15 protein-coding genes and 1 pseudogene are annotated in these 18,705 nt (G+C 68.9%); 8 read left to right on the top strand and 8 right to left on the bottom strand.

What is annotated here, in order from left to right:
* Positions 1-2: 2 nt before the first annotated feature.
* Positions 3-1,448 (bottom strand): aldehyde dehydrogenase family protein, encoded by a 1,446-nt coding sequence (locus PARN5_RS0100945; RefSeq protein ID WP_017997930.1) that lies wholly within the window; start codon positions 1,446-1,448, stop codon positions 3-5.
* Between the two features lie 119 nt (positions 1,449-1,567).
* Here PARN5_RS0100945 and PARN5_RS0100940 point away from each other — a divergent pair, with 119 nt between their 5' ends.
* The gene (locus PARN5_RS0100940) at positions 1,568-2,278 is read left to right on the top strand and encodes a VIT family protein (RefSeq protein ID WP_017997929.1); all 711 of its coding nucleotides are present in this window, start codon (positions 1,568-1,570) and stop codon (positions 2,276-2,278) included.
* 643 nt (positions 2,279-2,921) lie between these two features.
* Positions 2,922-3,101 (top strand): annotated as a pseudogene (locus tag PARN5_RS24445) (hypothetical protein); the annotation flags it as partial.
* Here PARN5_RS24445 and PARN5_RS0100935 read toward each other — a convergent pair.
* From PARN5_RS0100935 to PARN5_RS0100915, 5 genes are all read right to left on the bottom strand, one after another.
* Complete coding sequence (locus tag PARN5_RS0100935) at positions 3,071-3,838, bottom strand: ABC transporter ATP-binding protein (RefSeq protein ID WP_017997928.1); 768 nt, start codon at positions 3,836-3,838, stop codon at positions 3,071-3,073. The pseudogene PARN5_RS24445 and the gene PARN5_RS0100935 sit on opposite strands and share 31 nt — an antisense overlap.
* A 43-nt stretch (positions 3,839-3,881) precedes the next feature.
* Positions 3,882-4,748: an ABC transporter ATP-binding protein gene (locus tag PARN5_RS0100930; protein ID WP_017997927.1), complete on the bottom strand. Its 867-nt coding sequence runs from the start codon at positions 4,746-4,748 to the stop codon at positions 3,882-3,884.
* Positions 4,745-5,650 (bottom strand): nickel transporter permease, encoded by a 906-nt coding sequence (gene nikC, locus PARN5_RS0100925; RefSeq protein ID WP_026155076.1) that lies wholly within the window; start codon positions 5,648-5,650, stop codon positions 4,745-4,747. Before nikC ends, PARN5_RS0100930 begins: the two co-directional genes overlap by 4 nt.
* Positions 5,647-6,648: an ABC transporter permease gene (locus PARN5_RS0100920; RefSeq protein WP_036744641.1), complete on the bottom strand. Its 1,002-nt coding sequence runs from the start codon at positions 6,646-6,648 to the stop codon at positions 5,647-5,649. The genes nikC and PARN5_RS0100920 overlap by 4 nt, the downstream gene beginning before the upstream one ends.
* Before the next feature lie 87 nt (positions 6,649-6,735).
* Positions 6,736-8,337, bottom strand: a complete 1,602-nt coding sequence (locus PARN5_RS0100915; protein ID WP_157403889.1) for an ABC transporter substrate-binding protein — start codon at positions 8,335-8,337, stop codon at positions 6,736-6,738.
* 182 nt (positions 8,338-8,519) lie between these two features.
* Between PARN5_RS0100915 and PARN5_RS0100910 the strand changes: the two genes are divergently transcribed.
* The 4 genes from PARN5_RS0100910 to PARN5_RS0100895 all read left to right on the top strand — a co-directional run bounded on the left by PARN5_RS0100910 (position 8,520) and on the right by PARN5_RS0100895 (position 12,441).
* Complete coding sequence (locus PARN5_RS0100910) at positions 8,520-9,743, top strand: glutathionylspermidine synthase family protein (RefSeq protein ID WP_017997923.1); 1,224 nt, start codon at positions 8,520-8,522, stop codon at positions 9,741-9,743.
* Between the two features lie 3 nt (positions 9,744-9,746).
* The gene (locus tag PARN5_RS0100905) at positions 9,747-10,394 is read left to right on the top strand and encodes a DUF1190 domain-containing protein (RefSeq protein WP_017997922.1); all 648 of its coding nucleotides are present in this window, start codon (positions 9,747-9,749) and stop codon (positions 10,392-10,394) included.
* Positions 10,395-10,568: 174 nt separating this feature from the next.
* Entirely contained in the window at positions 10,569-11,207 is a 639-nt protein-coding gene (gene eda, locus PARN5_RS0100900) for a bifunctional 4-hydroxy-2-oxoglutarate aldolase/2-dehydro-3-deoxy-phosphogluconate aldolase (protein WP_017997921.1), read from the top strand.
* A gap of 7 nt (positions 11,208-11,214) precedes the next feature.
* Entirely contained in the window at positions 11,215-12,441 is a 1,227-nt protein-coding gene (locus PARN5_RS0100895) for an MFS transporter (RefSeq protein WP_017997920.1), read from the top strand.
* A 471-nt stretch (positions 12,442-12,912) separates the two neighbouring features.
* On the opposite strand, the gene xseA is transcribed toward PARN5_RS0100895, so the two are convergent.
* Positions 12,913-14,460, bottom strand: coding sequence for an exodeoxyribonuclease VII large subunit (gene xseA, locus PARN5_RS0100890; RefSeq protein WP_017997919.1), 1,548 nt, complete (start codon positions 14,458-14,460; stop codon positions 12,913-12,915).
* Positions 14,461-14,553: 93 nt separating this feature from the next.
* Between xseA and purD the strand changes: the two genes are divergently transcribed.
* Positions 14,554-15,816 carry a phosphoribosylamine--glycine ligase gene (gene purD / locus PARN5_RS0100885; RefSeq protein WP_017997918.1) on the top strand — a complete coding sequence of 421 codons (1,263 nt, stop codon included), beginning with the start codon at positions 14,554-14,556 and terminating at the stop codon, positions 15,814-15,816.
* Between the two features lie 345 nt (positions 15,817-16,161).
* Positions 16,162-17,724: a 2-isopropylmalate synthase gene (locus PARN5_RS0100875; protein WP_017997916.1), complete on the top strand. Its 1,563-nt coding sequence runs from the start codon at positions 16,162-16,164 to the stop codon at positions 17,722-17,724.
* 32 nt (positions 17,725-17,756) lie between these two features.
* Here PARN5_RS0100875 and PARN5_RS0100870 read toward each other — a convergent pair whose 3' ends face one another.
* Positions 17,757-18,596 carry a putative rhamnosyl transferase gene (locus PARN5_RS0100870; protein ID WP_017997915.1) on the bottom strand — a complete coding sequence of 280 codons (840 nt, stop codon included), beginning with the start codon at positions 18,594-18,596 and terminating at the stop codon, positions 17,757-17,759.
* Positions 18,597-18,705 lie beyond the last annotated feature (109 nt).

Genomic DNA, 18,705 nt, shown 5'->3' with positions numbered 1-18,705 from the left:
CCCTATGCGTAGCGATGGACGATGGTTTTCAGCCGCGAGAATTCGTAGAGCGCGGCAAAGCCCTTTTCCCGGCCATGGCCGGATTTGCGCAGGCCCCCGAAGGGCAGCTCGATGCCGCCGCCGGCGCCATAGGCGTTGATGAAGACCTGGCCGCAGCGCATGGCATTGGCCACCCGCGCCTGCCGGTCGCCGTCCCGAGTCCAGATCCCGGCCACCAGCCCGTATTCCGTGCCATTGGCGATGGCGATGGCCTCGGCTTCGCTGTCGAAGGGGATGGCGGCCAGGATCGGGCCGAAGATCTCCTCCTGCGCCAGCGGGATTCGCGGATCGACCGGGCCGAAAAGCGCCGGGGCGACATAGAAACCGCCCGCCGGCGCATCCGCCGCCACTCGGCCGCGCGCGATCAGCGGCGCCCCGGCCTCGGCGATGTAACGCTCGACCCGCGCCTTTTGCCGGGCCGAGATCAGCGGGCCCAGCAACGCGCCTTCGGCCGGGCTGGCCTCGACGGCGCGGAAGCGGTCGGCCAGCATGGCGGTCAGCCGGTCCCAGATGCCGCGCTGGATCAGCACGCGCGACCCGGCCGAGCAGGTCTGGCCGCCGTTCTGCACGATGGCATTGGTGATGACCGGCGCCGCGGCCTCGAGGTCGGCATCCTCGAAGACGATCTGCGGCGACTTGCCGCCCAGTTCCAGCGTGCAGGGGACGTGGTTCCGGGCCGCCGCGATCTGGATGGCCTGCCCGACCTCGGGCGAGCCGGTGAAGCTGATGAAATCGACGCCGGGATGCTCTGACAGCGCCTTGCCCGCCACCTCGCCCCGGCCGGTGACGATATTGATGGCGCCGGGCGGAAAGCCCGCCTGCCCGGCCAGTTCGCCGATGCGCAGGATGGTCAGGCAGGCATCCTCGGCGGGCTTGGTCACCGTGGCATTGCCCATGGCCAGCGCCGCCCCGACCGAGCGGCCAAAGATCTGGACCGGATAGTTCCAGGGGATGATATGGCCGGTCACGCCATGCGGCTCGCGCCGCGCGGTGGCGTCATGGCCGTTCAGGAAGGGGATGACCTCGCCATGCAGCTTGTCGGCCGCACCGCCGTAATATTCGAAATAGCGCGCCAGCGCCGCCATGTCGGCGCGGGACTGGGCAATGGGCTTGCCGTTGTCGCGGGTTTCCAGCGCGGCGAGCGGCTCGGCCTCGGCCTCGATCAGCAGCGCGAGGCGCAGCATCAGCCGGCCGCGCTCGGCCGCGGTCAGCCGGCCCCAGTCGCCCGCCAGCGCCGCGCGGGCGGCGGCGACGGCGGCATCGATGTCCTCGGGGCCGGAATCGGCGATGGCGGCGAAGGGCTGGCCGTCGATGGGCGAGATCATCGGCAGCTCGCGCCCCGATGCCGCCGCCCGGCCGCGCCCGCCGACCAGGTTCAGTGCCTGCGGCAAGGTCAGGGGATGCTGCATCGTCGCCTCCTCTCGGCGGGATTCGTCCTGCGACAGCCTGACCGGGCGCGGGACGGGACGCAAGGCTGGCAAAACCGGACCGGGACGCTAAGCTGGCCGCGCAACCGCAAGAGGATCCCATGACCCGCACCGCCATCAGCGCCCATCCCGACGATCCGCATTATGTCAGCCGCATGGGCTGGCTGCGGGCCTCGGTCCTGGGGGCGAATGACGGCATCGTCTCGGTCGGGGCGCTGATCGTGGGCGTGGCCGCCGCGGGTCCGGGGCGCGAGGCGATCCTGATCGCGGGGCTTGCGGGGCTGGTCGCGGGCGCGATGTCGATGGCGATGGGCGAATATGTCTCGGTCAGCTCGCAGTCCGACACCGAGCGCGCCGACATCGCCCGCGAGACCGCCGCGCTGCGCGAGATGCCCGAGGAAGAGCTGCACGAGCTGGCGGCGATCTATGAATCGCGCGGCATGACCCCCGGCACCGCATTGCAGGCGGCGCGCGAGGTGACCGAGCATGATGCCCTGGCCGCCCATGTCCGCGACGAGCTGGGGCTCAGCGAGGCGTCGAGCGCCAATCCGCTGCAGGCGGCGGCGGCTTCGGCCGCGACCTTCAGCACGGCGGCGGCGGTGCCGCTGCTGGCGGCGATCCTGGCGCCGGGGGGCGCCGTCATCGCCGCGGTGCTGGTCTCGGTGGTGCTGGCGCTGGCGGTGCTGGGCGCGCTTGGCGCCTGGGCGGGCGGCGCACCGCCCGGCCGCGCCGTGCTGCGCGTGGTGCTGGGCGGCGTCTTCGCGCTGGCAGTGACCGCCGGCATCGGCAAGCTTTTCGGCATCGCGGTCTAGCTGCTCAGTCCCGGCATCTGGAGGATCGGATCGAGGATGAATCTGTCTGGTTCTGAACCCCGGATCTTGCAGACGTATCCCTAGGGCGTGAGGCCGCCAAGGGTCTTGAGCCTGCGCGCGAAGTTGCAGGTGAGGAGGAACAGGCCGACAGCCCAGTGGACTGTCGGCTCCGACGCAAGATGAAATCCGCGAGATCGGTGCGGAGCGGATCGCGGCTGTCGCAATGGAAGCGCCTGGCGTTCAGCCGAAAACGATCCCCGGATCGTTTCTGATCCGCTTCGCCCTCCCTGATCGTGTGATCCATCCGCTCGACCTGGCCATCGGGCCCTCGGACCAATGGCGGGCGGGGCCTCATCATCGCCGCCCGGATGGCGTGCGCGACCGTGGCGCAGCCGTGACGGGCCTGGCCCATGGTGCTTCCTTCCATTCCAAAGAATGGATCGCACCATCAAACCGTGGGACCAAACACCAGTCCTTGTTGCCGAACAGGCCGCGCGGGAGGCGCGGGTGGACAACCGGCGGCTTCTGAACGGCATCTTGGTGCATTGGACCGGCTCGCCCTGGCGTGATCTGCCGAGCGTTATGGCCACTCGACCACGATCTGTAACCGCTTCAACCGTTGGGCAGGGCGGGGTCCGGCGTCGATGCCAGGCTCTAGCACCAGCGCAACCGCGTCGAGAGGATATTCAACAAGCTCAGGCAGTTCCGAAGGATCGCCACCCGATACGAGAAAACCGTCCGCAACTGCCTCGCCACAATCCTCACCCCATGCTCCAGGCCTTGGATGCGAGCTTATGAGTCCGCTGCCTGGACCGCCGCATAGCCTCGGCTCGCGGCCAGCAGGTCGCGGGCGTAATCGCTGCGCGCGGCGCCCTGGCGCAACGCGGCGGCGGTCATCTCCTCGACGATTTCGCCGCCGCGCATCACCGCCAAGCGGTCGCACATATGCGCCACCACGGCGAGGTCGTGGCTGACCATGACATAGGTCAGCCCGCGGTCCCGGCGCAGGTCGGCGAGCAGGTTCAGGATCTCGGCCTGCACGCTGACGTCGAGCGCCGAGGTCGGCTCGTCCAGCAGCAGAAGCTGCGGTTCCGCCGCCAGGGCGCGCGCGATGGCGACGCGCTGGCGCTGGCCGCCCGACAGCTGATGCGGATAGCGGAAGCGGAAGCCGCGCCCCAGGCCGACGCTGTCCAGAAGCGCGGCGATGCGCTGGTCGATGCGGTCCATGCCCTGCAGGCGCAGCGTCTCGGACAGCACCCGGTCGACGGAATGGCGCGGGTGCAGGCTGGCATAGGGGTCCTGGAACACCATCTGCACCGCCTTGTGAAAGGCGCGCGAGCGCTGGCGGCCGGTCACGGTTTCGCCCGCGACCTCGATCCGGCCCGACCATGAGTCGATCAGGCCGGTTATGGCGCGCAGGATGGTGGACTTGCCCGAGCCGGATTCGCCGACGAGGCCGAAGCTTTCGCCCCGCGCCACCGCGAAGCTGGCGCTGCGCACGGCATCGACGCGCTCGGGCGGGTGGCCGAACCAGACGTCCAGATCCTTGACCGTCAGCATGGGTTGCCCTGTTGCGGTTGGGTATTTTCGGAGCAAAGAAGCATCACAGCCCTCCGGGCAGCGGCGTGGCGATTTCCTCGTCGCGCCAGCTGTCCTGGCGTTGCAGGGTCGAGAGGCGCGGGACGGGCCGGTCGAGGCGCGGCAGGCTGTTCAGCAGCCCCTGGGTATAGGGGTGGCGGGCGGCGTGCAGGTCGCGGGCGGGCAATTCCTCGACCACGCGGCCGGCATACATGATCAGCACCCGGTCGCAGAACTGGCCGACCAGGTTCAGGTCGTGGCTGATGAAGATCAGCCCCATGCCGCGGTCGCGCACCAGCTTGTCCATGATGCGCAAGACCTCGTTGCGGACCGAGACGTCCAGCGCCGAGGTCGGCTCGTCCGCGATCAGGATCTCGGGGTCCGGGGCCAGCATCATGGCGATCATCGCCCTCTGGCCCATGCCGCCCGAGATTTCATGCGGATAGGCGTCGAAGACCCGCTCGGGGTCGCGGATCTGCACAGCGCGCAGCATGTCCAGCGCCTTGTCGCGCGCCGCCTGCCCGCCCTGGCCGGAGTGCAGGCGGTAGCTTTCCATGATCTGCCGACCGATGGTCATCACCGGGTTCAGGCTGAACTTGGGGTCCTGCATGACCATGCTGATGCGGGCGCCGCGCAGCTTGCGCATGCGGCGCTCGGGCAGGTTCAGGATGCTTTCGCCGCCCAGCTCCAGCCGCTCGGCCGTGACCTTGCCCGGCGGGCGCACGAGGCCCAGGATGGCGCGGCCGGTCATCGACTTGCCCGAGCCGGATTCGCCCACCACCCCCAGCCTTTCGCGGCCAAGATCGAAGCTGACGCCGCGCACCGCCTGGAAGGTGCCGCTGCGGGTCGGGAAGCTGACGCGAAGGTCGCGGACGGAGAGCAGCGGGGTCATTCGGCGCCTCCCTTCGGGTCCAGCACGTCGCGCAACCCGTCGCCCAGGAGGTTGAAGGCCAGGCTGACGATGAAGATCGCCAGGCCGGGCATGGCCGCGACCCACCAGAAGTCGAGGATATAGGTGCGTCCGTCCGAGATCATCGCGCCCCATTCCGGCATCGGCGGCTGTGCGCCAAGCCCGAGGAAGCCGAGCCCGGCGGCGGAGAGGATGATCCCCGCCATGTCCAGCGCCACCCGCACGATCAGCGAACTGACGCAGAGCGGCCAGATATGCCCGATCAGCAGCCGCAGCGGCCCCGCACCCTGCAGCCGGGCGGCGGCGATGTAATCGGCGTTGCGGATGGTCAGCGTCTCGGCCCGCGCCAGCCGCGCATAGGGCGGCCAGGAGGTCACGGCCAGCGCCAGAACCGCATTGCCGATGCCGGGGCCAAGCGCCGCGACGAAGGCCAGCGCCAGGATCAGCTTGGGGAAGGCCAGGAAGATGTCGGTGATCCGCATCAGCACCTGGTCGACCCAGCCGCCGGCGAAACCCGCCACCGTGCCGACGAAAAGCCCGATCACCGGCGCGACCAGCGCCACGGTGCCGACGATGAAGAGCGTGATGCGCGAACCGTGGATCAGCCGCGACAGGATGTCCCGCCCCAGCGCATCCGTGCCCAGCCAGTGCTGCGCCGAGGGTGGTTTCAACCGGTCGGCCAGGTTCTGGGCAAAGGGGTCCTGCGGCGAAAGCCAGGGGGCGAAACCCGCGACGAACAACAGCGCCAGCAGGATCACCAGCCCCAGCATGGCCAGCCTGTTCGCCCGGAACGTCAGCCAGCCTTGGTAGAGCGCGCCCATCCGGGCCTGACGCCGGGTCTGCGGCGCGTCCGAGAGCAGCCATGCCCTTGTCGTCTCGGTCATTTCGCCCTCGGGTCAAGGGTGCGGTAAAGCACGTCGGAGAGGATGTTCAGCGCCACGAAGCAGGTGCCGATCAGCACCGTGCCGCCCAAGACCGCGTTCATGTCGCCGGCGAGCAGCGCCTTGGTGATGTATTGGCCGAGCCCCGGCCAGGAGAACACGATCTCGGTCAGCACCGAGCCTTCCAGCAGCGAGCCGAAGCTCAGCGCGATCACCGTGATCAGCGGCACCAGGATGTTGCGGAATGCATGCGCCCAGACCACCCGCCGCTCGGACAGGCCCTTGACCCGGGCGGTGGTGATGTATTCGGCCGAAAGCTGCTCCAGCATGAAGCTGCGGGTCATGCGGCTGACATAGGCCAGGCTGAAATAGCCCAGCAGGCTTGCCGGCAGGATGATATGGCTGAAGGCGTCGCGAAACGCGCCCCAGTCGCCGGCAAGCAGGCTGTCGACCAGGATCATCCCCGTCGCCTCGGGCACCATGCCGTCATAGACGATGCCCTGCCGGCCCGGGCCCCCGACCCAGCCAAGGATGCCGTAGAACAGCAGAAGACCCATCAGCCCCAGCCAGAAGATCGGCATGGAATAGCCGACCAGCGCCACCACCCGGGCGATCTGGTCGATCCAGCCGCCGCGCCGCGCCGCCGCGACCACGCCCAGCGGCACGCCCACGCAGACGCCGATCAGCGTGCCAAGCGCCGCCAGCTCGAATGTGGCGGGAAACACCCGCCGCAAGTCCTGCGCCACCGGATGGCCGGTCGAGATCGAGCGCCCGAAATCGCCGCGCAGCACCTCGCCCATATAGACCAGGAACTGCTGCCACAGCGGCTTGTCGAGCCCCATGGCAAGCCGGGCGGCCTCATACTGCGCCTGGGTCGCGCGTTCGCCCACCACCTTCAGCACCGGGTCGATCGGCATGACCCGGCCGATGATGAAGGTGACGAGCAGCAGGCCCAGCAGCGTCAGCGCCAGGGACAGCAAGAGCCCGGCAAGGCTGCGCATCCTGCGCCCCAGGCGCGCGCCGCGCCGGGCCGAGGGCGGGCTTGCCCCCGGCCCCGGCGCGGCACTCAGGTCGGTATGCGTCACGCCCTATTCCTTCGTGACCTTGCGATACATCGCCGAACTGACCGAGCCGCCGGCGGTCCAGCCATGGATGTTCTTCTGCATGCCGTCGCGCTCGATGCGCTGGAACATCGGGATGATCGGGGCGATCTCGCGATATTGCTGCTGGATGTCCAGATACATCTGCCGGCGCTTGTCGGTATTGCCTTCCAGCGTGGCGGCGACGGTCGCCTTGTTCATCTCGTCCGGCACCGCCCAGGCGTTGCGCCAGGCCAGCTGCGACAGCTTGGCGTCGTCGGCGTTGTCGGGGTTATAGGCAAAGGTCGAGGCATTGGTGTTCGGGTCGGCATAGTCCGGCCCCCATTCGCCGACATAGATCGGCACCTGCCGCGCGCGATAGGCGTCGAGCGATTGCGCGCCGGTGACCTGCTGGATCTCCAGCGTCAGCCCGACCTGCGCCATCGAGGCCTGCAGCGTCTGCATGACATTGCTGTATTCGGCCATGTCGCGGACCGTGGTCTTGATCGTGCCCGAGGTCACGCCGGCATCGGCCAGGATCTTTTTCGCCTTCTCGATGTCATAGGTCCACGGGTTCTCGTCAGAGGCGCCCAGATAGCCTTCCGGCAGGAAGTTCTGGTGGATCTTGAACTGGCCCTTCAGGAAGCTGTCCTCGATGCCCTTGTAGTCCACCAGATAACGCATGGCCTGCACCACGGCGGGGTTGGACAGGATCGGATCCTTCTGGTTCAGCCCCATATACAGGATGCGGCCGCGCGGCTCGTTGCCGATCACCAGCTTGTCGTTCGTGGACAGCGCCTCGATATCGGTCGGGGTCAGGTTGCGGGCCACGTCCACGTCGCCCTGCTCCAGCAGCAGCCGCTGGGCGCTGCTTTCCTGGACATGGCGCACGATCACCCGCTTCATCGCCGGCGCGCCCTGCCAGTAATCGGCATTGCCGACCAGCTGCACCGCCTCGTTGGGTTTCCAGGCGCCCAGGTTGAACGGCCCCGAACCCGCGCTGTTGGTCGAGAGCCAGGCATTGCCCAGATCCTCGCCCTCGGCATGGGACAGCACGGTCTCCTTGTCGACGACCGAGGCGACCTCCGAGGCCAGGCTGTTGAGCACGTAGCTTTGCGCATAGGGCTGATCCAGCTTCAGCACCAGCTTGTTGCCGTCGAAACTGATCTGCTGGTCGACGTTCTCGGCGGTAAAGCCGAACTGGTTCAGGATGAAGGCCGGCGACAGGTTCAGCTTGACGGCGCGTTGCAGCGACCAGGCGGCATCCTCGGCCCGGACCGGATTGCCGGACTGGAACTTGACCCCGTCGCGCAGGGTCAGGGTCACGGTCTTGCCGTCCTCGCTGACCTCCCAGCTTTGCGCCAGGCTGGGCTTGAAGCCGGCCTCGAGGTCGGCCGGATCGAAATCGACCAGCCGGTCGTAAAGGTTCTTGATGACATCCTGCCCCGACAGCTCGAAACTTTGCGCCGGGTCCATGCTGATGATGTCGTCGATCTGGCCCGCCACGACCAGCGTATCGGCCGGCGTCTCGGCCCAGGCGGCCGGCGCGGCCGCAGCCATGGCCACGGCCGAGGCCAGAAGCAGCGCGCGAAGCGGGAAACGGTTCTGCATGATGGTCATCCCTGTTGTCGCGCCCCGGGTGTCCCGGGGCTGGAATGGCAGCAGCTTGGCCCGAAGCCTTGCGTCCCGCAAGCCCCTCGCGGGCACGGCACCCGGCCAGCGCCCGGCGAATTTCCAGATGCGGGCTTGCGCCCCACGGCGCCCGCGCCCTATCTCGGAACCAAGGAGTGACCATGGAAAAACGCAATCTTCCCGAACGCCCGGGCTGGCGCGAAGAGGCGGTGAAGCTGGGCTTCACCTTCGCCGACATGGGCGGGGAGCCCTATTGGGACGAAACCAGCGCCTATCGCTTTACCCTGCAAGAGATCGAGCAGGACATCGAGGCGCCCGCGACCGAACTGCACGCCATGTGCCGCGAGGCGGTGGCGCTGGTCGCCCGCGACGAGGCCTGGCTGACCCGGCTCGGCATCCCGCAGCGGCACTGGGACCTGGTCGCCGGCAGCTGGGCCGAAGGACAGCCCGAGCTCTATGGCCGCATGGACCTGGCCTATGACGGGACGGGCCCGGCGAAGCTTCTGGAATACAACGCCGACACGCCGACCGCGCTTTACGAATCCGCCAGCTTCCAATGGCTCTGGTTCGAACAGCAGCAGGCGGCGGGCGTCCTGGACGAGGATTGCGACCAGTTCAACAGCATCCACGAGGCCATCGTGGCGCGCTGGACCCAGATCTGCGCCGATGGCGAGGACGTGCATTTCGCCGCCGACCCCGAGAACCCCGAGGATTACGCCACGGTCGAAACCCTGGCCTGGGCCGCGCGCGAAGCGGGCCTCGGCGCGCATTTCACCGCGCTGGCCCAGATCGGCCTGACCGACGAGGGCCAGTTCGCCGACGAGCAGTCCCGCGTCATCGGCACGCTCTTCAAGCTCTACCCCTGGGAGGACATGCTGCGCGACGAATTCGCGACGCATCTGCAAAGCGCCGGCGCCCGTTTCATCGAGCCGCCGTGGAAGGCGATCCTGTCGAACAAGGGCATCCTGCCGCTGCTGTGGCAGATGTTCCCCGGCCACCCGAACCTGCTGCCGGCCTTCTTCCTCGACGACGTGGCCGAGGCGCTGGCGGGCGGCAGCCCCGCCCCCGCCGTGGCCCAGGCCTTTGCGGCCGCGCAGGACGACTTGGCGCGCGGCCATGTGCTGAAGCCGATCTTCTCGCGCGAAGGCGCGGGCGTCACCATCTTCGAGGCCGGCCGCGAGGTCGCCCGGACCGAGGACGACAGCTATTCGCATCACCCGATGATCGTGCAGGGCCTGGCGGAACTGCCCGCATTCGACGGCTTCCACCCGGTGCTCGGCGCCTGGATCGTGGGCGAGAGCTGCTGCGGCCTCGGCCTGCGCGAGGACCGCTCGCGCATCACCCACAACCTGTCGCGCTTCAAGCCGCATTTCATCGAGGGCTGATCCATGACCGATCCCGCTACCCGCCCCGCCCGCAAGCGCTCGCGCCATGTCGCGCTGGCGCTGGCCGGCGCCGCCACCCTGGCACTCGCCGCCTGCAAGGACGAACAGGTCGACGCGCAAAGCTTCCCCGATCTCGAAAGCTGCGTCGCGGCGGCCAAGGACAACAGCCTGTGGTTCACCGAAGAGGATTGCCGCACCAATTTCGCCGCCGCCCAGCAGGAATTCCTGGAAACCGCGCCGCGCTACGAATCCAAGGAGCTTTGCGAACAGGAACATGGCGCCGGCAACTGCGGCAGCGATCCCGCCGCCCAGCAGCCCGCGACGGGCGAGGCGCAGGCGCAGAACTCCGGCGGCGGTTTCTCCTTCATGCCGCTGCTGGTCGGCTACATGATGGGCTCGATGCTGTCGCGCGGCGGCGGCATCTTCTCGCAGCCGATGGTCAGGACCGCCGACGGCCGCTTCTCCACCCCCAAGGGCGACCAGAGCTTCGCCACCAACCGCGGCGCCGGCAAGGTCGCGCCCTCGACCTTCCAGCGCGCGCCCTCGACGCTGGGCAAGCCGCCGATGTCGGCCGCCCAGGTCAGCCAGAGGGGCGGCTTCGGCGCCAGCGCCACCGCGCGCTCGGGCAGCCGCAACGGTTTCGGTGGCTGATGGCTTCTCTCTTGTGGAAATATCCTCGGGGTGAATTGCGGCAAAGCCGCAAGAGGGGCGGAAAGCCCCTGCCCTTCCGACGCGGCGCCGTTTCCAGTTAACGCTAACATCGACACTTGAAACGCGCCGCGGAAAAGCGCACCCTGCCGCCGAATTTTCAGGAACGAGGCCGCCATGACCCCAGAGATCCAGTCCCAGAAATCCCGTGCGCTTTGCGAACTCGCCCCGGTGATCCCGGTCCTGGTGGTCGGCGACGCCGCCCGGGCCGAGGGCCTTGCCACCGCCCTGGTCGCGGGCGGGCTGCCGGTGCTCGAGGTGACGCTGCGCACCCCGGCCGCGCTCGCGGTGATCCGCGAGATGGCCAAGGTGCCGGGCGGCCATGTCGGCGCCGGCACCGTGCTGACCCCCGATGACGCGAAACGCGCCAAGGAGGCCGGCGCCAGCTTCGCCGTCTCGCCCGGCCTGACCGAGACCCTGGCCCGCGCCTGTGCCGAGATCGAGCTGCCGCTCCTGCCCGGCGCCGTCACCGCCTCCGAGGTGATGCGGGCGATGGAGCTTGGCTATTCCATGCTGAAATTCTTCCCGGCCGAGGCGGCGGGCGGCGCCAAATCGCTGAAATCCCTGGCGGGGCCCCTGCCGCAGGTCAGCTTCTGCCCGACCGGCGGCATCACGCTCGCCAATGCCCCGGATTACCTGGCGCTGCCGAATGTGGTCTGCGCCGGCGGCAGCTGGATCGCCCCCGATGCCGATGTCGCCAGCGGCAACTGGCAGGCGATCGAAACCCGCGCCCGCGAGGCCGCCGCCCTGAAATGAGCCGGTCATGATTGCCTCCGACCCGATGACGGATCCGATGCGCCGTGCCCGGCGCAATGTCGTGGTGCTGCTGATCGCCCAGGCGGTGATGGGGGCGCAGATGTCGATGATCTTCATCGTCGGGGGCCTGACCGGGCAGATGCTCAGCCCCAACCCCTGCATCGCCACGCTGCCCTTGTCGATGATCGTGCTGGGCTCGGCGCTGTCGGCGCGGCCGCTCGCCGGCTTCATGCGCCGGCGCGGCCGGCGGGCCGGCTTCGTTCTGGCCTGCGGCGCCGGTGCGTTGGGTGCCGCCGCTGCCGCGACCGGCATGATGCTGGGGAATTTCTGGCTCTTCATGCTCAGCGGCCTGCTGACCGGGGTCTATCAGGCGGCGCAGGGCTTCTATCGCTTCGCCGCCACCGATTGCGCCCCGGCCGAGTTCCAGTCGCGCGCCATTTCCTGGGTGCTGGCCGGCGGTCTCGCCGCCGCTCTGACCGGCCCGCTGCTGGTGCGGCTGACCGCCGACCTGACCGCGGTGCCTTTCCTTGCCACCTATGCCGCCATTGTCGGGCTGAACCTGCTCGGGCCGCTGCTTTTCGGCTTCCTCGACATCCCGCGCCCGGCGGCGGCCCCCGCCGGCAGCCCCGCCGGCCGGCCGCTGCGGGCATTGCTGCGCGAGCCCCGCATCCTGGTCGCAATGATCTGCGGCATGGTCGCCTATGCGCTGATGAACCTGGTGATGACCTCGACACCGCTCGCCGTGGTCGGCTGCGGCTTCGCCACGGCGGATGCGGCGAATATCGTCTCGTTTCATGTGCTGGCGATGTTCGGGCCGTCCTTCTTCACCGGCCATCTGATCGCGCGTTTCGGGGCCACGCGCATCGTCATGCTGGGCCTCGCCATCCTTGCCGGCGCCGGCGCCGTGGCGCTGTCGGGGGTAGAGCTCGGGCATTTCTATGCCGCGCTGGTGCTTCTGGGGCTGGGCTGGAACTTCGGCTATATCGGCGCCACCGCCATGCTGACCCGCGCCTATCGCCCCGAGGAGCGCGAGCGGGTGCAGGGCCTGAACGACGCCGTGGTGTTTTCCGGCGTGTTCCTGGCCTCGCTGTCCTCGGGTGGGCTGATGAACTGCATGGGCGGCTCGGCCCAGGCCGGCTGGAACGCGGTGAACCTGGCCATGCTGCCCTTCCTGGTGCTGGCGGGCGGCGCGCTTTTGTGGCTCATGCTGCGGCCGCGCGAGGTTGCGCGGTAGGTGCCCCACGCGGGGTGTTGTCTGTCACGGGGTGTCGGTGGGTTTGATCCGAGAAGACCGCAGAGGTCTCGCGGTTATCGGAGAAGGTCGCGCTTCGTTGCAGCCGTCCGGTGGCGCTGTGCCCTGCGGTGAGGATGGACGTAGCTTGCGGCCGGGAAGTGCGCTGCGATCTGGTGATAGGTCAGCCGGTCAAGGCGCGCCACGATGAAGGTGGCAAATTCGGGCTGCGCCGATCTCGGGGATCCGGCCCGTGCGGTGTTTGCGGCGATGTTCGGTCACGGGCACGTCGCAGCGAGACAGGCTTGAGAGGCCGCTTTCCGCAAAACTGGCCTGTTCCGGCGTCGTCAAACCCACTGTCATTTCTTCTGCAAGCCATTGATTGTCTTACGTTGAAAAATGACCCGGTATCAGACCCTTTGTCCGCCGTCACGGGGTGCGACTGGCGCTCCCCCGGCATATCAAAAAAAGAAATCAGAACAGGGACTGCTGGCCCTTGGGATCCCGCGGTTTGCGGGCCGGTTTGGCCGGCGGCTTTTCGGGGCGCGCGGCGAGGCGGCCGTCGTGGAATTCGATCTCGAACCCGGGCGCCTTGGCGGCCTCGGTCGCGCTGGTCAGCAGATGGTCCGGGCCATGGACCACCGCGAAGCCGCGTTTCAGCGTCTCGGTATAGCCCAGGGTCTGGCGCAGGCGGTCCAGGCGGTCGAGGCTGTCGCGGCGCGGCGGCGCGATGCGGGCGGCCGTCCCCGCCAGCCGCGCCGAGAGCCGCGCGAGCTCAGCGCGGTCGCGGCCCGATCCGGCCAGCAGCCGTGCCCGGGCGCGATCCAGGCGCGGGCCGAGATCGGCCAGGCGCTCGGCCTTGCGGCGCGCGAGCCGGGTCAGCCCGGGGGTCAGGCGGTCTTCCTGGGCCTGCAGGTGCTGGCGGCGGTTGCGCAGGTTGCCGCGCAGCGCCGCCAGCGACAGCGGCAGCCCGGCCAGCCGGTCGCGGCAGCGGCGGGTGAAGCCCTTCAGCGCCGGTTCCAGCCGCTCGGCGAAGAGGTCGAAGCGCTGCCGGGCCGGATCGGTCAGCGCCTGCGGCCGGCCGAGCGCGCGTCCCAGGTCGGCCAGGCGCTGCCGGTGGCGCTGGCGGGCCTGCTGGCCGGCGCGGATCATGCGCGTGCCGCATTCGCCCAGCCGCGCGGCCAGTTCCGCGCGCACCGGCACCGCGATTTCGGCGGCCGCCGTCGGCGTCGGTGCCCGGCGGTCCGAGGCGAAGTCGATCAGCGTGGTGTCGGTTTCATGCCCCACGGCCGAGATCAGCGGGATGGCGCTTTCGGCGGCGGCGCGCACCACCGATTCCTCGTTGAAGCCCCAGAGATCCTCCAGGCTGCCGCCGCCGCGGGCGACGATCAGCAGGTCCGGGCGCGGAACCGGGCCGGCCGGGTCCAGCGCGTTGAAGCCGCGAATAGCGGCCGTCACCTGCGGCGCGCAGTCCTGGCCCTGCACCGCAACCGGCCAGATCAGCACCCGGGTTGGGAAGCGGTCGCGCAGCCGGTGCAGGATGTCGCGGATCACCGCGCCCGAGGGCGAGGTGACGACGCCGATCACCCGCGGCAGATAGGGCAGCGGGCGCTTGCGCGATTCGTCGAAGAGCCCCTCGGCCGCCAGCGCCTTGCGGCGCTTTTCCAGCATCATCATCAGCGCGCCGGCGCCCGCGGGCTCGATCTCGTCGACGATCAGCTGGTATTTCGACTGGCCGGGAAAGGTGGTCAGCCGGCCGGTGGCGATGACCTCGATGCCTTCCTCGGGGCGGGTGGACAGGCGCGCGGCCTGGCCCTTCCAGGTGACGGCGGCGATGCAGGCGCGCTCGTCCTTCAGATCGAAATAGAGATGCCCCGAGGACGGGCGCGAGACGCGGCCGATCTCGCCGCGCACGCGGACGCGGCCGAACTGGTCCTCGAGCGTGCGCTTGATCGCCCCCGAGATCTCGGAAACGGTGAACTCGTGGGCATTGCTGGGGGCGGCATCGTCGATCAGGTCCATGGTACTGGTTCTGGCGCGGGCGGGCCGCGGGATCAAGGCTTGATCCGGGGGGCGGCGCTTCCTAGAAGGCGGCAGGCAGCGGAAGGGGCGCGCATGAACATCCTGATCCTTGGCAGCGGCGGGCGCGAACATGCGCTGGCCTGGGCGGTGCGGCAGAATCCGAAATGCGACCGGCTGTTCGTCGCCCCGGGCAATGCCGGGATGGAAGCCCTGGCCCGGCTGGCGGATCTGGACATCCTGTCCGGCGCCGCCGTAATCGGCTTTTGCGAGGAGAATGCCATCGACCTGGTGATCGTCGGTCCCGAGGCGCCGCTGGCCGCCGGTGTCGCCGACGACCTGCGCGCGGCGGGGCTGCTGGTGTTCGGGCCCTCGAAGGCGGCTGCGATGCTGGAAGCCTCGAAAAGCTTCACCAAGGCGGTCTGCGACGCCTGCGGCGCGCCGACCGCCGCCTGGGCGCGCTTCGACGCGGCCGGGCCGGCGCGGGACCATGTGCGGGCGCAGGGCGCGCCGATCGTCATCAAGGCCGACGGGCTGGCCGCCGGCAAGGGCGTCACCGTCGCCATGACCGAGGCCGAGGCCATCGCCGCCGTGGACGACGCCTTTGGCGGTGCCTTCGGCGCGGCCGGGGCCGAGGTGGTGATCGAGGAATTCATGGCCGGCGAGGAGGCGAGTTTCTTCATCCTCTGCGACGGCACGGACTGCCTGCCCATCGGCACCGCGCAGGACCACAAGCGCGTGGGCGAGGGCGACAGCGGGCCGAATACCGGCGGCATGGGCGCCTATTCCCCGGCGCCGGTGCTGACCCAGGCGATCCAGGACGCGGTCATGGCCGAGATCGTGCGCCCGACCGTGGCCGAGATGGCGCGACGCGGCACGCCGTTCCAGGGCGTGCTCTATGCCGGGCTGATGATCGAGGACGGCCGGGCCCGCCTGGTCGAATACAATGTGCGTTTCGGCGACCCGGAATGCCAGGTGCTGATGATGCGGCTGGGCGCGCAGGCGCTGGACCTGATCCTGGCCTGCGCCGAGGGCCGCTTGCGCGATGCCAGCGTCACCTGGGCCGAGGACCATGCCCTGACCGTGGTGCTGGCGGCGAAGGGCTATCCCGGCGCCTATGAAAAGGGCAGCGAGATCCGCGGGCTGGAGACCCTGCCCGAGGATTCGAGCCGCATGGTCTTTCATGCCGGCACCGCGCGCAAGGACGGTGCTCTGGTCGCGACGGGCGGCCGGGTGCTGGCGGCGACCGGGCGCGGTGCGACGCTGGCCCAGGCGCATGACCGGGCCTATGCCCTGGCGGATGCGATCGACTGGCCCGGCGGATTCTATCGCCGCGACATCGGCTGGCGGGCGCTCTAGCGTCCTTTCGGGTATTTGGGAAACGGTGAAATTGCGGAGGCCTGGCCCCGGCGTCGCGGTCGCATGGGTATTTTCGGAGCAAAGAAGCCCAGGTCGGCGAGGCGCGGGAGAATTTTCGGTCTTTTCAAGTGCGGGGCGGCGCGATTATAGTTCCGGCATGACTCGGATGCGACAGATCATTGCCGGTATCGAGGACGCGCAGGACGGCGCGGCCTTTGGCATGCAATCCCGCGGTCTGCTTCTTCTTACGCTGCGCTGAGCGGGTCTTCCGGGCCGCCGCTCAGTCTGGTTCGTGCCCGGTTTCACGAACAAGCAACGATTCATGCGTAAGAAAGACCGAAAGCCATGACCGACAAGAATCACGTCCTGATCTTCGACACCACCCTGCGCGACGGCGAGCAATCGCCCGGCGCCACCATGACCCATACCGAGAAGCTGGAAATCGCCCAGATGCTGGACGAGATGGGCGTGGACATCATCGAGGCCGGCTTTCCCATCGCCTCGGAGGGCGATTTCGCCGCCGTGAGCGAGATCGCCAGGCGCGCGCAGAATGCCGTGATCTGCGGCCTGGCCCGCGCCCAGTTTCCCGATATCGACCGCTGCTGGGAGGCGGTGAAGCACGCGAAGCGGCCGCGCATCCACACCTTCATCGGCACCTCGCCGCTGCACCGCGCCATCCCGAACCTGGACATGGACCAGATGGCCGAGCGGATCCATGAGACCGTGACCCATGCCCGCAACCTGTGCGACGACGTGCAATGGTCGCCGATGGACGCCACCCGGACCGAGCATGATTACCTGTGCCGGGTGGTCGAGATCGCCATCAAGGCGGGTGCCACCACCATCAACATCCCCGACACCGTGGGCTATACCGCGCCGCGCGAATCCGCCGACCTGATCCGCATGCTGATCGAGCGGGTGCCCGGCGCCGACGCGGTGATCTTCTCGACCCATTGCCACAACGACCTGGGCATGGCGACCGCGAACAGCCTGGCCGCGGTCGAGGGCGGCGCCCGCCAGATCGAATGCACCATCAACGGGCTGGGCGAGCGCGCCGGCAATACCGCGCTGGAAGAGGTGGTGATGGCGCTGAAGGTGCGCCACGACATCATGCCCTGGACCACCGGCATCGACACCACCAGGATCATGGGCCTGTCGCGGCGGGTCTCGCAGGCCTCGGGCTTCCTGGTGCAGCCGAACAAGGCGGTGGTCGGCAAGAACGCTTTCCTGCATGAATCCGGCATCCACCAGGACGGCGTGCTGAAGAATGTCGAGACCTTCGAGATCATGCGCCCCGCCGATATCGGGTTGAACGAGGCCAATATCGCCATGGGCAAGCACTCGGGCCGCGCCGCGCTGCGCGCCAAGCTGCGCGACCTCGGCTATGACGTCGGCGACAACCAGCTGAAGGACGTCTTCGTGCGCTTCAAGGCCCTGGCCGACCGCAAGAAGGAAATCTACGACGAAGACCTGGTCGCGCTGATGCAGGACAGCGTCGCCAATACCGAGAACGACTATCTGCAGGTCAAGCACCTGCGCGTGGTCTGCGGCAGCGATGGGCAATCGGCCGACCTGACCATGAGCGTCGGCGGCGAGGAAAAGACCGTCCATGCCACCGGCGACGGCCCGGTCGACGCCTGCTTCAACGCGGTCAAGGCGATCTGGCCGCATGGCGCCCGGCTGCAGCTGTACCAGGTCCATGCCGTGACCGAGGGCACCGATGCCCAGGCCACCGTCAGCGTGCGGCTGGAGGAGGAAGGCCGCGTCGTCACCGGCCAGGCCGCCGATACAGACACCATCCTGGCCAGCGTCAAGGCCTATGTCGGGGCGCTGAACCGGCTGAAGGTGCGGCGCGAGATGGTCGGCGAAGGCGCCGATGCCAAGCAGGTCAGCATGTATTCGCACTGAAAAGGCGTTTGCAAACGACGATCGGGGCGGCGTCAGGCCGCCCCTTTCCTTTCGACGAAACCCAGGTCGAGCCCTTGCAGGAAGGGGAAATCCTCGGCCAGGTCGCGCTGGAAGTCCTCGGCCGTCAGCGGCTGGAACCATTTCGGGAACCTGGCCCAGATGGTCGCGACCGAATCGCCCTCGTCCCAGCGGGTCTGCACATAGCCGAGCCCGCGCACGTCGGTCAGGCCGGGGAAGTGCTTGGGCAGTTGGAAGTGGTTGAAGGCATAGATGCTGCGCCCCGGTCCCCGCATCCGCACCGCGGCGCCGGCGCCGATGAAGGGCTGGTGCGCGCGCCAGAAGCTGACCGGCTCGCCTTCGTAGCTGCCGAAGACCAGGCCCTGCGGATAGCTGATGGCAAAAGCCGGCAGGTCGGCGAAGCGGCGGGCATGGCGGCGCAGCCGGGCGACGTGATGGCGCGAGAAGGCGTCGTCGTCGTCGACGCGGAACTGGATCACCGGCCGCCCCGCCGCCTCGGCCGCTTGCAACAGCGGCTGGCGCAGCGCGTCCTGGGTGTCGCGGCTGTCCGAGACGATGATCCGCACCTGCGGCAGGTCGGCGCAAAGCCCGCGCAGCCGCGCGAGCCACTCGGCCGGCAGTTCGGGCGAGGTCAGCAGCCAGAAGCTGAAATCCGCATCGGTCTGCGCCCGGATCGAGGGTAGGCAGAGCCGCTCGAAGGCGGCGAAGCGGCGCGCCAGGCGCTCGGGCGCGTAAAGCATGGCGCGGCGGCGTTCCATGATCCGGGCCATGTCGCCGCCCTTGCCCGTCGTCTCGGCCCAGTCGCATTTCCCAAGAAAGGAAAACCGGCAGATCCCCACGATATCGTCCCGCAATCCCTGCCCTTTCCCCGCAAAGCGAACCTCCGGCAGGCTAGGCACGGCACCCGGCGCGGTCAAGCGCGCCGGCTGCTCGCGAAAGCCCGCCCAGGCCCGCGCTGCAGCA

This window comes from Paracoccus sp. N5 (genome assembly GCF_000371965.1).
Classification (GTDB): Bacteria; Pseudomonadota; Alphaproteobacteria; order Rhodobacterales; family Rhodobacteraceae; genus Paracoccus.
The sequence above is the reverse complement of the archived record's forward strand: the minus strand, read 5'-3'. Positions and strand labels throughout refer to the sequence as shown.